We start from the raw sequence: 14,820 nt of genomic DNA on the forward strand, positions 1-14,820 counted from the left end.
AAGGAGTTAACCATCATGGCAAGCAAAGAGATAATAGAGGCTTGCGTTTTCCTTTTTCCGATTAGTCTTCGTCTTTTACATCGATGTCATCTGGAATCGGGGTGTTGCGCCATTCATCGATTTGGCGTTTGACGTATTCAACTTGTTCTAGATGGCGTTCGAATTGGGCTTGATTAATTAAATATTGTTCCCCATCATGAACTGATTTTATGCGTCCATCTAATACATATCGGCGTACTTGTTGTTCAGGCATACTTAAAAAATCAGCAGTTTCTTCTATTGATAAATACACAGGCGACACACTCCTTTTCTTAAGTATAGTTTACGAGTTTGCGTATCTCAATATACATAAAATATGGTAAAGTACAGACATCAACTATTTGAGGTGACTTTATGAAAACAGTGATCCCTTACTTCCTTGTATTACTAGCAGCTGTGTTATGGGGCACAACTGGAACAGCTCAAACTTATTTACCTCAAAATGCTCAGCCCTTAACCATTGGCGCATCTCGATTAGCTATTGGCGGATTTTCATTATTAATTATTATGATGCTCATGAAAAAAATCAACTTCAGAACATGGCCGTGGAAAGAAACGGTTGTTGCAGCTCTATGTATGGCGTTATTCCAACCTTTGTTTTTTACGTCAGTTCGAGTTACTGGAATTGCTATTGGTACTGTTGTTGCTATCGGCAGTGCACCGATTTTTTCTGGTTTGATCGAGTGGTTCATTTTGAAATTACGACCTTCGCGCGCATGGGTAATTGCAACGGCACTTTCAGTTATTGGATGTAGCCTGTTGTTTTTAAACAAAGATGCATTAACGGTAAATCCACTTGGAGTAACTTTATCATTAATAGCTGGATTTGTATTTGCGATTTATACAATTGTTAGTAAAGCATTATTAGCAAAAGTAGAAGCGATTCCTGCAGTTGCTATGACATTCTCCATCAGTGCAACTATATTAATGCCCTTTTTATTTATTTTTGATAGCTCATGGGTTACTGAACCTTCAAATATAGCAACCATTTTATATTTAGGTTTTATGACAACGAGTGTAGCGTATATTCTCTATTTAACAGGACTCCAAAAAGTACCTTCTTCATCTGCTGTAACGTTATCTCTTGGAGAGCCCTTAACTGCAGCTGTATTAAGTGTATTTGTAGTGGGGGAAGTGTTAAGTGCAGTTTCTTGGGTCGGAGTGCTTCTTCTGCTCGGAGGGATTGTTGTTCTAACCTTTAGTGGGAGAAAAAGAGCAAAGAAAATCGAATAAATGCAAGGTGTCTCTGTAATTAGGGACACCTTTTTAACGTTTAACTAAACGTAGATGTGTAACTGATGCGTAATAAATGTGGATTGACAATGAAAAAGAAGTGCCTACACTTCTTAAGAAAATCTTCATTTTTATGCTAACAGATTGTTAAGAATTAGTGGCTACAATTGGTATTATAAGAAGTAGAGATGAGGTGCAACGGATGACACAATTTACAGTACTCGTTACGGATGACGATCAGGACATTCGAGATGGCATAGAGATTTATTTGAAAAATGAAGGTTATCGTGTTTTAAAAGCTTCTGATGGATTAGAAGCTTTGACTATTTTAGAGACAAATGATGTACATTTGATCTTACTTGATATTATGATGCCGAATATGGATGGAATTCAAGCGACGTTTAAGATTCGCTCAGAGCGTAACATTCCCATCATAATGTTAAGTGCTAAGGCCGAAGACTCCGATAAAATACATGGTCTATCTGTAGGGGCTGATGATTATGTCACGAAGCCCTTTCATCCTATGGAACTAATGGCAAGAGTGAAGTCACAATTGCGTCGCTACGTTCACCTTGGAACATTTAAAGAACAGAAATCAATTATTCAAATAGATGGACTTGCACTAGACATAGAAGCAAAAGACGTAACACTCGATGGGGAATCCGTCAGATTAACGCCGATTGAATACAAAATTACCGAACTGTTAATGACAAATGCGGGCAGAGTATTTTCAATTGGCGACATTTATCAACGTGTATGGAATGAACCTGCATATAACGCGGAAAATATCGTCGCTGTTCATATTCGTAAAATTCGAGAAAAAATCGAAACTGATCCTAAAAATCCGAGATATGTAAAGGTGGTTTGGGGCATTGGTTACAAAATCGAAAAGTAAGGCATCACATTGGTTATCCATTGTCGCACTCGCTATTGGGATGCTCAGTCTCATGTATTGCTATTCTTTTATTCAGCAACTTCTTGAACAAGGTTTATTTCATTCTAATCGAACGATCGTGCAATTGACTCGAATATTAAAAGGAGGTGCGTAATCGATGAAGAAAATGGCTGGGGTGTTTTTTGTTTTAATTAGTATAACCTTATTTGCGGTTACCACATTCGTTTCAATTGGACCAACTTACATTGGAGGCTCTTATTATGAATCTGGAAACTTCCAGGAGTCTTTTGATTATAAAATTCAAGAAATAGGACCAGTTTTATTAAGTAGATTGGATGTTGATGAAGAAATTAAAAATCTACAAGTCGAGCCATTCGAAGTAGAACAATACCGTGAATATTATGGTTCCCAAATAGACCAAATCATATCTGTTCAAGATCAATACCAGGAATTGATTAATAATGCTGACAGTAATGGCGATGACGTTCTAAAGACCGAACTTGAAAAAGTCCGCGACACTAAAATCGCTGATATACGGAAAAACTTTGAGGATGATGATACTGTAAGCGAGAAAATATTATCCGCAAAAAAAGAAGCGTTGCGAAAATATGATGCACAAATTTCAAATGCTGTTTCACAAGCAAAAATAACTCAAAAATCAATGGCTTATAATTTGACCAATGTCGAGACAGGTGAAAGTTTTGTATTTGGAGATATTAAGGAAGAAGCAGCATACACGAAAGTTTTTAACCAGAAAGAAGGATATTTGACCGTCTCTTCATTAGACCAACATTTAAGTGAATTGGAAACTGATGAATTACAAGCTTTGTCAATTCATAATGTATACGAATTGGTGGGAGATGAGTCATCTCAATTTACCGGCACATTTATCCTGCCAAAAAGCATGATTTCAAATGATCAACTTGTAGAAATGCGTCATTATGAGCAGAGCAAATTGTTTTTTATTGCAACTTTCATATTAGGATTATTTTCAGCAGCGGGAGCTTTTTGGCTGTACAGAACGAAAAAAGAAGAAGTGCTTACCATTCCTATTCCCGGCAGGATAAAACAGTTAAAACTTGAATGGCGAGTAGTCAGCATTTTAGTTACAGTATTTGGCTTGCTTAATACGTATTATCCATTATGCAACCGTATTGATGGCATAGACTACAATCATCTACTTGGAGATAATATCGTAAATACAGGACTATTATTCATCTTTATGATTGTGTTCTTAACATTAACTATCGTTCAATTAATTTGGTTGTTAAATGACTACCGGAATAATGAAATCAACAAACTATGGGAAAATAGCATGTCCCAAAAATTAATGGGTATGATGCAGGAAGTCTTTTTAAAACGATCTCTAGGAACCCAATTAGTGATGCTTTTGTTTGTCGTTTTTTTTGCAGGATTAGGTATTGGAGGCGTAATCGTATCCCCAGCACTTATCCTTGTATACGCACCACTTTTTGTGATTGTTGTGCTACCGGTTATTTATAATTTGTTAAAACGCGTGGCAAATTACAACAAGCTAGCCATCGCGACTGAACAAATGGCACAAGGACAATTAATTGGAGATGTAGAGATTCGAGGGAAATCTGTATTTGCAGATCATGCAAAACATTTGAATAAACTTCGAGAAGGAGTGCGCATGTCCCAGTCTGAACAAGCTAAAAGTGAACGTTTAAAAACCGAGTTAATTACGAATGTTAGTCATGACTTACGAACACCGTTAACATCCATCATCACGTATACGGATTTATTGAAAAAACCGGAGTTATCAGATGAAGAACGTCTATCTTATGTGTCGATTTTGGATCGGAAATCACAACGACTTAAAACATTAATCGAGGATTTATTCGAAGTGTCGAAAATGGCTAGTGGCAATATGGAGCTCCATAAACAAAAGGTCGATTTAACACAATTGATGCAACAAGCTTTGGCTGAGCATGAGGAAGAAATTCAAAGTGCAAAATTAGATTTCCGCGTTACTCCTCCTACTAAATCTTTATATGCTTATGTAGATGGTCAAAAGTGGTGGAGAGTCCTAGATAATTTAATCGGCAATTCAATTAAATATACGTTACCTGGAACTCGCGTCTATGTAACGCTAAAAGAAGAAGATGATTGTGCTCTTTTTATTATCAAAAATGTTACGAGATATGAACTTGGCGAAAATGTGGATGAATTATTTGAACGTTTCAAACGGGCGGATACTTCGCGTCATACAGAAGGATCAGGTTTGGGCCTAGCTATTTCCCAATCTATTGTTGATTTACATGGAGGTTCCATGCGCATTGATGTAGATGGGGATCTATTCAAAGTAACCGTGTCGATTCAAACAATTTAAAAAGAACGTGGGGGAATGATTCCCTCACGTTTTTTAGTTGAATTAATAAGAAAGTATAAATTTATGGATATTAGTAGAAGAAAAGACATCAGCTTGCGCCATTGTACGCGCAAGCTGTGGTTCTTTAAAAATAAAACATGTAAACCCCTATAAGAAGAACCCCTATATCTGCAAACATATGTATGATCCATGAAGGATAGATGGTTCCACTTGCTTCATTTATCCATTGAAATAACAACCCACCAATAAAGAGGCCTACAACAGCCACGATTAATATGGGCCACTCAAACCACGGGAGGAAAATCGCAACGTGATAAATCGCGAAAAAGAAACTTGGTAGAATCCATTTCAACTTGGATTCTTTTAAAAAATCTATAAGCAATCCTCGAAAGTAAAATTCCTCTAAAAAAGAATTACCGATCAATATGTAAAGTGCGACAATAGGGAATACTAATGCGGTGACGCCAACTCTCGTTTCTAAATCCACCTGTAAAGAATTTAAATCTATGGAACTTCTGAGAAAAATAAAAGCACCTAGAATCGTCATCATTACTGCGAAACCTAATACTATTGCTATAAAGATGCTGGTTTTTTGTGTTTTTCTCATATATAAAAAATCCGATTTTTTCACCTTCAAAAACAACAAAGGGATAGCTAGAAAAAAGAGAGCTTTTGCTGCTGTTTTCCATAAATATGGTGCTTCTAGAACTTGTTCAATCCAAAGCAAGAGAGCGATGGATACGAGTGGAAATAGTATTGTCCAATTTTTCATGATTTTACCTCCAATTTAAATGGACGATAATCGTGTTAAAAGGATGCCAAAAGGGTAAGTAAAAGAAGGATGAATAAAAATGAGTAGGTGATTAAATGAAGACATCTAAATGGATGGATTTACGCACGCGTTTCCGTCATATATTATTTGCTATCGTGGGTTTAATTATATTAGTGATTATTGCTACAAGTGGTTTTATGGTACTAGAAAATATAGGTCTATTTGATGCTTTTTATTTAACGATTATTTCCTTAATGACAGTAGGTTATGGTGATATAGTGCCGGAAACGGACGCAGGAAGAAGATTTGCATTAATACTTATCCCGCTTGGTGTGGCTGTTGTTACATATGCCATGGGGGCAGTTGCTTCTTATTTCATTGAACATCAACTTTCAGTAAGGGTGTGGAATAAACGAATGGAACATACTATTAAACATTTGGAAGGTCATATAGTGGTTTGTGGTTTGGGGAGAGTTGGTAGACAAGTTTTTGAACAATTAAAAGAAGAGAATGTTCAAGTTGTTTATATTCATGATTCTGAGGAAGAAATGGTCGAATCTTTGCCAGAAGGCACACTGCGTATTGTTGGAAGCCCGTTAAATGACGGGGTATTAAAAGAAGCGAATGTCGAAAAGGCTAGAGGTATAATCGCGACATTGCCAAGTGACTCAGATAATGTGTTTATTACAATTAAAGCAAAAGCTTTAAATGAAAAGATTGATGTGGTAGCTCGAGTAGAAAATGCTGGTTCAGAGGAAGTATTACTTCGTGCAGGCGCTAGTCGGGTTGTAAACCCTTCTACTATTGGAGGACGTGAATTAGTGAGTTCCGTATTGCGACCAGAAGGTACTGATTTAGTTAATTTACTTATTCATACAAAAGAAAAAGAACAATCTTTAGAGGAAGTAACACTTCAAGATGCGTGTACATTCGTTGGGAAAACATTAAAAGAAGCAGCCATTCGCTCTGAGATGGGAATTACAGTACTAGCTATTCGCCGTGGAGAAAAATTAATTAGCAATCCTTCTGCGGATGAAAAATTACAAAAACAGGATATCCTTATTATTTATGGAGAGAAAGAGGTAAATGAAACGTTTAAAAAGAAATGCCAAGGGTAAATGAAGATTGTAGAGTAATTACAAATAATTACGAATTTTCAAAGGAGGCTACGTTATGATGGATCAGTTTTATTGGAGAGATACTCTCTCATTTTTACCAGAACTTTTGCTAGCATTGTTGGTATTATTAATTGGATTTTTTGTAGCAAAGTTCTTAGAAAACCTTACGTACAAATTGTTGCGTAAAGCACGTGTAAATGAGCGATTAGGTAATAAAAATGAAAAATGGACAGTAGAAAAGATAATAAGTAAAGTCATATTCTTTGTTGTCTTAATTCTAGCTTTTGTTCTATTCTTTAATATTTTGAACTTGAATACAATGGCAACACCTTTTGTATCTATGTATTCGGGTTTAACAGGTGCAGTATTAAACATTTTAAAAGCAGGATTAATTCTATTATTTGCATGGATTTTAGCAACTGTTGTGAAAAAAGTTATTCAGATGGCTGGCAACAAACTTAACTTAAACAAATATGTTGAGAAGACTGGAATGGATGCAAATCCTGCAGACCAAGCAAAATGGACGGATACTGCAGCAAACGTTGCATATTACCTTATTTTCTTGTTATTTATCCCAGCAATTTTAAATGCGCTAGGAATTGACGGATTAAGTGGACCGTTTGAAGGAATGTTAGCAAGCTTCTTTAACTTTATACCGAAGTTAGTATCTGCAGCGATTGTATTTGTTATTGGATGGTTTGTTGCGAAACTAGTTCGTAACTTACTAGAAAAGTTTTTACAATCAGCAGGCGCAGATCGATTAGCAGATCGTTTGAATATTTCTTCATTTTTTGAAGGGACAAGCCTTTCGAAAGTAGTAGGAATCATCGCTTTTATCTTAATTATGATTCCAGTATCAATTACGGCACTTGAAATCTTAGATTTAGATGGCATTTCAGATCCTGCAGTAGGGATGTTAAATGATATATTAGCGATGTTACCAAAAATCGCAATTGCTATTGTTCTAGTTTTAGTTGGTATCGTAGTAGCAAAATGGGTGAAAGATTTAGTTGTTTCTTTACTTGAAAAACTGGGTGTCAACTCTATTTTCGGTAAAATGGGCTTCAAATCTGGAACTGGTTCAGCACCAACGTTTGCAACATTATTAGGAACAGTTGTACAAGTTGTCATAATCTTATTGTTTGTAGTAGAAGCTTTGCAACTACTTGAACTTGAATTTATGGTGACATTAGCAACAGCAATATTTGCATACTTGCCATCAGTTCTCGCTGCTATTATTATTTTAGCAGTTGGTTTCTGGTTAGCGAATATGGCTGAGCAATTAGTAGGTAGCGTGATGAGTCATTCTTCAGGCACTCCTCATGTACTACGTTATGTAGCAAAATATGCGATTCTTGCATTCGCATTCTTTATGGCTTTAGATCAATTAGGAATTGCAGCTTCAATCATTAACTCTGCGTTTATCCTAATCTTAGGTGGCGTTGCATTAGCATTCGGTCTAGCGTTTGGACTTGGTGGACGCGAACATGCATCTCGTTACTTAAGCAAAATGGAAAAGAGTTTACAAAATGCTGAAGTTTCTAAAGAAAACTATAAAGCTGAAAAAGAAACAATTAAAGATTCACTAAAAGAATCATTTAAAACTGATAAAGAAACTGATCAAAGTTTACGTGGCTTTTCTGCTCATGTGGATGAAGCAAATGAAGTCGCAGCAGCAGACGAAGGCTACAACACACCTGCTGCCGATGAAGTACATCCATATGATGTGACTCCTCCAAATGAAGGGTCTTCATTCAACAAAGATGCGCATGACAATTGGAATAGCACTAAACCAAATGATGATCCATTTCGACCATAATTAGTAAAAAAGCAGTAACTCCAATAAAACGGAGTTACTGCATTTTTTGACGTAAGTTGGTGAGCGGACGGTCAGTCTGACTTTTAGGGGTTCACGTCTGAAAAAAGAGAGTTGACGTCTGAAAAAGGGGGCTTCACGTGTGAAAAAACACGCTTCACGTCTGATTTTATCCAGAAAGCCATCCAACAAAAAAGGCTGCCAGTCCAACCGGCAGCACCATTCAAGAACTTCCAAGAACTGAACACCCCCGATCGCTAGCGCTAATCGGGTTTTTCTGTGGGCGAGTATCTGTTTTAAAGGGTGAGCGGAGCTCAGTTCAGGGGGAAAGTCCCTGAACTTTTTTATTTATCTGTTTCTTTTTCGAAAGGATTCAGCTAAGCTTATTTTATTCTGAAATGAAGAGGTGGATGAATATGGCAACATTAGGTCAAATGAAATTTGCACGAGTTTATACACAAGGTCGTTTACAATCAGTGAAAGATGCTCAATGGGATATTCAACCTGAAGGGTTCAATAACACAATTCGCTGGAATGTTGGTCATATATTTGTATCATTAGAATCGTTTGTTAAAAAAAGTATTCCTACCTATGAGCCAGTCCATCCCGAATGGATTCCTCTGTTTAAAGGCGGTACTAAGCCAGAAGATTGGAATGTTGAACCACCAACAAATGAAGAACTTTTGGCAGCATTGGCAGAACAACCAAAACGAGTGGAAGAGATTTTATCAGGAAAACTTGACCAACCGCTCGAAGAAGTTATGTCGCTTGGTCCGGTTCATCAAATGGCAACAATTGATGCGGTAATTCAATTTTTGAATTGGCACGAAGGAATACATGCTGGAATTATTTATTCATTGAATAAAGCAACGGCAGGAGAATAATAAAAAAGAGGAGTGAAGTCGACATATACTAATGTCTACTTCACTCCTCTTTTAAATGCTATTTGCGAGTAGAGTAAGGGTCTTAACTTTTTGGCACTAACCCTTGTTGAAAGGCGTAGACCACTGCTTGTGTTCGATCCTGCACGTCAAGTTTAGATAATACATTACTTACATGAGTTTTCACGGTCTTCAAAGCGATAAATAATTCATCGGCAATGTTTTGATTACTATACCCTTTAGCCATTAACAGTAATATTTCTTGTTCGCGATCGGTTAACTCATCGTGAAGAGGACGATCTATTCCTTGGCGCATACGTTTCATCATTTTATTTGTTACTTCTGGTTCCAGTACGGTCTGACCATCTAATGTTTCGCGAACGGCCTTTGCAAGTTGTTTTGCATTAGATGTTTTTAAAACGTAACTGACAGCACCTGCTTCTAGAGCAGGATACACTTTGTCATCATCTAAAAAGCTTGTAACAATCATGATTTTTGCTTCTGGCCACTGTGAAATAATCTCTTTTGTGGCTTCAGCACCATTCATAATGGGCATGACCATATCCATCAACACAATATCAGGGCGAAGTGATAGTACTAAATCAACTGCTTCTTTGCCATTTACTGCTTCGCCGATAACTTCCATATCAGCTTGTGATTGCAAATAAGCAGAGACCCCGATTCTGACCATTTCATGATCATCCACTAGAACGATTCGTATCATCTACTTCGACCCCTTTCTCGACCGGAACTTTAACTTCTACAATGGTACCTTGTGATGGAACTGAAACAATTTTACTTGTTCCACCCATTTCAATCGCTCGTTCTTGTATGTGGTGTAACCCGTAAGAACCAGCATTTCCTTCTTCTTTCATAAAACCAATCCCGTTATCTTGAACACGGAAAATGGCAAGACCGTCACGTTCTACAAAGAGAATATCAACTTCACTAGCATTGGCATGGCGTAACGTATTAGATAACGTTTCTTGTGCGATACGGAATAAGTGATCTTCAACACCTTTTGAAAGGGAAACATCTTCTAAACGAAAGCGAATAGTGAAATGAACTTTTTGTTGCAACTCGAAAAGTAATTCTTCGAGACCTTGTGTTAATGACTTATTGTGAAGTGCAGCCGGACGTAAATGAAGCAACAGTGCACGCATTTCAAGTTGTGCTTGTTGAACGATTTTTTCTGCTTGTGCCAATGGTTTTGGTATTTCTTGATTATCACTTTCTTGTTGTTCAGTAATAGCTGATAACAACATGGAAGCGGCAAATAATTGTTGAGATACTGAGTCATGAAGTTCGCGTGCCAATCGTTGACGCTCTTGTATGATGCGTTCTTGAATTCGTTTATCTTCGCCTTCAGCTCGTTCGTCTGACATTTTTAGCAAACTCTTCTTTTGAGTCGCTATTAACATGGTTACTTCGCTAAGTGATTTCTTTAACTTAGTGGAAACCGCAGGAACGCTCATATCGTTACTTTGTTTGTCGGCAGTCAAAACAGATTGTAAATAGGCATCAATTGCACGTTCTTTTTTCTTAGCCAGTTGTGTGGATGATATGGCAACGCCCATACTAATTCCAAGTAGTGCTATGGCTAACCAAATGGCAATGGGCAAATTCGCTTCTTCAAATGTCCATAAAGGTAGCCATGTCTCATAAGATGGCCATCCTAAGAGGAAGGTCAATAATGAAAATATCAAAGTGGCAAGTAATGAAAATAACATAAAACTTCGCCCGATAAATCCGCTCATTTACGAATCACCTCAACATCTCCAAGCCAGGTAGACACAGCGATGATAAGTTGGGAAGATGCGCTACCTTGTGCTTCGATATAGCCATCTTTTAGCACAATCGATTGGTTCCATAAACGTTTTTTACTCGCACCAAAGAGTCGAGCATCACCGAGGAGTGTTGTGTAATGAATGCGAACTGGAATTTCATACGGAACGTGAATTTGGATTTTCCCAATGCCTTGTCTAACGGATATAAGAGAAGTTCCTTTTGGCAAAACCGTTTGAGTGGCATCAATAGTAATGTTTCCATAGAAACCCTGTACGTGGATATCCTGCCATTCATATGCTTGGAGAGGAGTGCTTTGGACGGAAAAAAGTTTATTTTGAATGAGTGCGTTAGGCGTTTCGGTTTCGTCCCCAAGAAATGGTTCAATGATCTGTTGTGTTTCGTCGCCTTTCCAAAGACGCACTAAGATATAGACCATGGTTGCAACAATAAATAAACGAAGACTCCACATAGAAATCAAGGCAACACCTAAAAATCCTACACCGATCCAGAAGAATAAACGGTTTTTTCTCCGCAAACTGAAATAAATTAACCCGACACCAAAAAGAACGAATAACACATTTCCATTATGAAAAAACATTACCTCTACAAAAACGAGTAGCAAGGCAGATAATAGCCAAAATGTAATGCGATCCGTTGGTATTCGTTGCATAGCTATTCCTCCTTTTTCGAAACAGGTTTCAAGTGAGAAAATGGAGAAGACAAGTGCCTCCTCCGTATTTCTCTATTGCTTAAAGCTTTTCCTTATATTTTACACAATTTCAGGAATTGATTGTTCTTTTTTTTCTAATTGCTCTAAACGACGTTCCATCGAAGACACATCATGCTCTTTTTCGATACGTTGACCAAGACGATCAATATATTGTTCCATTTCTTCAAAAGCCACTAAACGTTTTTCAGCATTATTCGATGATTCAGGTTGTAGCATACGGTCCATTTGGTGATGAGCTCGAGTAACATTCTCTTTGCCCATTAATTGAAGTTGACGTACTTTCATATCTTTTACTTTATGTTTCATCTCTTCATATTTCTGTTCAAGCCCAAATAACTCATCAGTTGTACGAGAGATACTAGCTTGGAGTACATCCGTCCGATTGGTATAGGCTGAAACCTCTGCTTGTGCAAACTCAATTAATTCACTTTCATCTGTTTGGCGTGCAAGTTCCAATTGGGAAGTTCGTTTAACTAGCATTTCTTGCGCTTCTTGAAGTTCTTTTTCTAGCTGCATCTTTAGTTGAGATTGTCTTTCGATCCATGTACCTGTTTTCTCTGTTTGCTTTTCAGCTTCTCGAATATATTGGTTTAACATGGCAATGGGATTTTTTTGTTCCTTTTTATCAAATACGTTGTGTAAATCTGCTTCGAATGCATACTTAAATCGTTTCCATAATGTTGTCATGTATGTTTCCTCCTTATTTGTTTAGCTCTTGCCATTGTTTTTCAAAGTTTGTGAAAGGGTCTGAAGAAAAAGCTGTTGCTTGATTAGATGGTACAAATGATTGTTGTTTCCACTTTCGAACGACATACCATAAACCGGCGATTGCAATAATTCCGAAGAAACCCGGTACATTTGCAACTGCAGTTAGTAATCCGGTAATTCCGACTGCTACCCAAAATACTTTTGACAGAGTGGAACCTCCTTTTAAATAGTAATGCATGCCTGCGAATACAAGTAATGCAGATAGAGCGAGTCCAAGTAACGGGCCAAGATTTACAAGTGCTACAATTCCTGCGACGACACCAATGAAGACTAATCCGAATTTTTTCATGTGTTTGTTTCTCCTTTCAGTTTGTACATTTATCGTACCAATTTGATTGAGATTGCCAAACGGTCTTGAAATGCATTTTTGACTAAGACCTAAGACGTAGAAAATTCTAAGATGAAGGTAGAAAATTAAAGAAATCTTCTGTAAAATAAGAGTGAGTGAATATTCATTCAATTTAGATAAATGAGGTGTAACGATGAAAGAAGTCGTGATTATAGAAGGAATACGTTCTGCAGTAGGAAGAAGAAAAGGAAAGTTAACATATACGCGCCCAGATGAATTGGCGGCAACCGTATTAGAAAAATTAATTGATCGTGTAGGCATTAAAAAAGGCGATGTAGAAGATATTATTTTAGGATGTGTCTCACAAGTCGGTGAACAAGGTGGAAATATTGCAAGAACAGCCGCACTTATTGCTGGGTTTCCAACAAAAGTGCCAGGCACCACAATTGATCGTCAATGTGGGTCTAGTCAGCAAGCGGTTCATTTTGCCGCACAAGCAATTGCTTGTGGAGATATGGATATCGTGATTGCAGGTGGCGTTGAAAGTATGACACGTGTGCCGATGATGTCAAATATGGGCGATGCTAAACCTAGCAAGAAATTACTAGAAAAATATGAAATCATCAATCAAGGATTATCAGCTGAACGAATTGCAGAAAAGTGGGATTTATCTCGTGAAGAATTAGATGCATTCTCTGTTCAAAGTCATGAACGTGCCTTTCAAGCAATCGCGGAAGGACGCTTTGAAAAAGAAATCGTGCCAATTGAAGTGACAAAAGAGGATGGAACGACTGAGCTGTTTTCAATTGATGAAGGTCCACGAGCAGGAACGACGTTAGAAACACTTAATGGATTAAAGACCGTATTCGATGCTAATGGAAGAATTACGGCCGGCAATGCTAGTCAAATGAGTGACGGAGCCTCAGCCGTTCTATTAATGTCACATGAAAAAGCACAACAATTAGGATTAACACCACGTGCCCGCATTCATACACGTGTCGTTGTTGGGTCAGATCCAACATTAATGCTAACAGGTCCAATTGCAGCGACTCAGAAAGTGTTAGAGAAAGCGCAGTTAACAATAGAAGATATGGACGTTTATGAAGTTAATGAAGCATTCGCTCCAGTACCACTTGCCTGGTTAAAGGACATCGGCGCTGATCCAGCAAAATTAAATCGCAATGGTGGAGCTATTGCTCTTGGGCATCCACTAGGCGCTTCAGGCACGAAACTACTTGTCACATTGTTACATGAACTAGAACGAACAAAAGGCCGCTATGGACTCCTTGCGATTTGTGAAGGCATGGGTATGGCAAACGCGACGATTATTGAGAGATTAGAAGAATCGGAGGATTTAGCATGAAAACATCTGAAGTAATCGCTATAGTGACGGGTGGCGCATCAGGACTCGGAGAAGCTACAACTCGTCACCTTGTAGAAAAAGGTGGAAAAGTCGCTATTTTTGATTTGAATGATCAGCGTGGGGAAGCATTGGTTGAAGAACTAGGTCACGAGCAAGTTATTTACTTCCAAACAAATGTTACGAATGCACAACAAGTTGAACAAAACGTAGCTCAGGTAGTTGAGCATTTTGGCAAAATAAACATGTTAGTGAGTTGCGCAGGGATTGCTACACCAGGAAAAGTAGTGTCCCAAAAAGGACCACTAGCACTCGAACGATTTGAACAAGTCATTCAAGTGAACTTGATCGGTACATTTAATGTGCTACGAGTTGCCGCACAAGCTATGCAACAAAATGAACCAAATGATGAGGGCGAGCGGGGGGTCATTATTAATACCGCTTCAGTGGCAGCATTTGAAGGGCAAATTGGTCAAGTCGCATACAGTGCATCAAAAGGTGGTGTCGTCGGAATGACTTTACCAATTGCCCGTGAATTTGCGAGAGACGGCATTCGTGTAATGGCGATTGCCCCTGGACTTATTGAAACACCTCTGTTTGAAGGACTGCCAGAACCAGCACGCACGGCACTTGCAAAATCTGTACCTTTCCCCAATCGCTTAGGCAAACCAAGTGAATATGCGCAATTAGTAGAGAGCATTGTCATCAATCCCATGCTAAATGGCGAAGTGATTCGGTTAGACGGCGCTATAAGAATGCAACCAAAATAAGGAGGAAT

Annotated in this window: 15 protein-coding genes; 8 read left to right on the forward strand and 7 right to left on the reverse strand. The window is 38.0% G+C overall.

Features of this window, described 5'->3' with window-relative positions:
• Positions 1-61: 61 nt before the first annotated feature.
• Positions 62-292, reverse strand: a complete 231-nt coding sequence (locus AC1DOS_RS01430; protein WP_108584983.1) for a helix-turn-helix domain-containing protein — start codon at positions 290-292, stop codon at positions 62-64.
• A gap of 101 nt (positions 293-393) precedes the next feature.
• Here AC1DOS_RS01430 and AC1DOS_RS01435 point away from each other — a divergent pair, with 101 nt between their 5' ends.
• The 3 genes from AC1DOS_RS01435 to AC1DOS_RS01445 all read left to right on the forward strand — a co-directional run bounded on the left by AC1DOS_RS01435 (position 394) and on the right by AC1DOS_RS01445 (position 4,520).
• Positions 394-1,272, forward strand: a complete 879-nt coding sequence (locus tag AC1DOS_RS01435) for an EamA family transporter (protein WP_477536125.1) — start codon at positions 394-396, stop codon at positions 1,270-1,272.
• Positions 1,273-1,474: 202 nt separating this feature from the next.
• Positions 1,475-2,167, forward strand: a complete 693-nt coding sequence (locus AC1DOS_RS01440; RefSeq protein ID WP_477536126.1) for a response regulator transcription factor — start codon at positions 1,475-1,477, stop codon at positions 2,165-2,167.
• A 157-nt stretch (positions 2,168-2,324) separates the two neighbouring features.
• Entirely contained in the window at positions 2,325-4,520 is a 2,196-nt protein-coding gene (locus tag AC1DOS_RS01445) for a sensor histidine kinase (protein WP_477536127.1), read from the forward strand.
• Positions 4,521-4,644: 124 nt separating this feature from the next.
• Here AC1DOS_RS01445 and AC1DOS_RS01450 read toward each other — a convergent pair whose 3' ends face one another.
• The gene (locus AC1DOS_RS01450; protein ID WP_477536128.1) at positions 4,645-5,292 is read right to left on the reverse strand and encodes a CPBP family intramembrane glutamic endopeptidase; all 648 of its coding nucleotides are present in this window, start codon (positions 5,290-5,292) and stop codon (positions 4,645-4,647) included.
• Positions 5,293-5,387: 95 nt separating this feature from the next.
• On the opposite strand from AC1DOS_RS01450, the gene AC1DOS_RS01455 reads away from it, so the two are divergent.
• The 3 genes from AC1DOS_RS01455 to AC1DOS_RS01465 all read left to right on the forward strand — a co-directional run bounded on the left by AC1DOS_RS01455 (position 5,388) and on the right by AC1DOS_RS01465 (position 9,110).
• Positions 5,388-6,410 (forward strand): potassium channel family protein, encoded by a 1,023-nt coding sequence (locus tag AC1DOS_RS01455; protein WP_477536129.1) that lies wholly within the window; start codon positions 5,388-5,390, stop codon positions 6,408-6,410.
• A gap of 55 nt (positions 6,411-6,465) precedes the next feature.
• The gene (locus tag AC1DOS_RS01460; RefSeq protein WP_477536130.1) at positions 6,466-8,229 is read left to right on the forward strand and encodes a mechanosensitive ion channel; all 1,764 of its coding nucleotides are present in this window, start codon (positions 6,466-6,468) and stop codon (positions 8,227-8,229) included.
• 413 nt (positions 8,230-8,642) lie between these two features.
• Positions 8,643-9,110, forward strand: coding sequence for a DinB family protein (locus AC1DOS_RS01465; RefSeq protein WP_108584990.1), 468 nt, complete (start codon positions 8,643-8,645; stop codon positions 9,108-9,110).
• An 82-nt stretch (positions 9,111-9,192) separates the two neighbouring features.
• Here the strand turns inward: AC1DOS_RS01465 and AC1DOS_RS01470 are convergent, their stop codons facing one another.
• The 5 genes from AC1DOS_RS01470 to AC1DOS_RS01490 all read right to left on the reverse strand — a co-directional run bounded on the left by AC1DOS_RS01470 (position 9,193) and on the right by AC1DOS_RS01490 (position 12,682).
• On the reverse strand, positions 9,193-9,831 hold the full coding sequence (locus AC1DOS_RS01470) for a response regulator transcription factor (protein WP_477536131.1): 639 nt from the start codon (positions 9,829-9,831) through the stop codon (positions 9,193-9,195).
• Positions 9,806-10,864 carry a sensor histidine kinase gene (locus AC1DOS_RS01475; protein ID WP_477536132.1) on the reverse strand — a complete coding sequence of 353 codons (1,059 nt, stop codon included), beginning with the start codon at positions 10,862-10,864 and terminating at the stop codon, positions 9,806-9,808. Before AC1DOS_RS01475 ends, AC1DOS_RS01470 begins: the two co-directional genes overlap by 26 nt.
• A complete protein-coding gene (liaF, locus tag AC1DOS_RS01480; RefSeq protein WP_108584993.1) occupies positions 10,861-11,565 on the reverse strand; it encodes a cell wall-active antibiotics response protein LiaF in 705 nt (234 codons plus the stop codon). The genes AC1DOS_RS01475 and liaF overlap by 4 nt, the downstream gene beginning before the upstream one ends.
• 99 nt (positions 11,566-11,664) lie before the next feature.
• Positions 11,665-12,312 carry a PspA/IM30 family protein gene (locus tag AC1DOS_RS01485; protein ID WP_108584994.1) on the reverse strand — a complete coding sequence of 216 codons (648 nt, stop codon included), beginning with the start codon at positions 12,310-12,312 and terminating at the stop codon, positions 11,665-11,667.
• Positions 12,313-12,325: 13 nt separating this feature from the next.
• Positions 12,326-12,682 carry a lmo0954 family membrane protein gene (locus AC1DOS_RS01490; protein ID WP_108584995.1) on the reverse strand — a complete coding sequence of 119 codons (357 nt, stop codon included), beginning with the start codon at positions 12,680-12,682 and terminating at the stop codon, positions 12,326-12,328.
• 193 nt (positions 12,683-12,875) lie between these two features.
• Between AC1DOS_RS01490 and AC1DOS_RS01495 the strand changes: the two genes are divergently transcribed.
• Positions 12,876-14,045: a thiolase family protein gene (locus AC1DOS_RS01495; RefSeq protein ID WP_477536133.1), complete on the forward strand. Its 1,170-nt coding sequence runs from the start codon at positions 12,876-12,878 to the stop codon at positions 14,043-14,045.
• Positions 14,042-14,812: a 3-hydroxyacyl-CoA dehydrogenase gene (locus tag AC1DOS_RS01500; protein WP_477536134.1), complete on the forward strand. Its 771-nt coding sequence runs from the start codon at positions 14,042-14,044 to the stop codon at positions 14,810-14,812. The genes AC1DOS_RS01495 and AC1DOS_RS01500 overlap by 4 nt, the downstream gene beginning before the upstream one ends.
• Positions 14,813-14,820 lie beyond the last annotated feature (8 nt).

Source organism: Paenisporosarcina sp. P5_A11, from assembly GCF_056400705.1.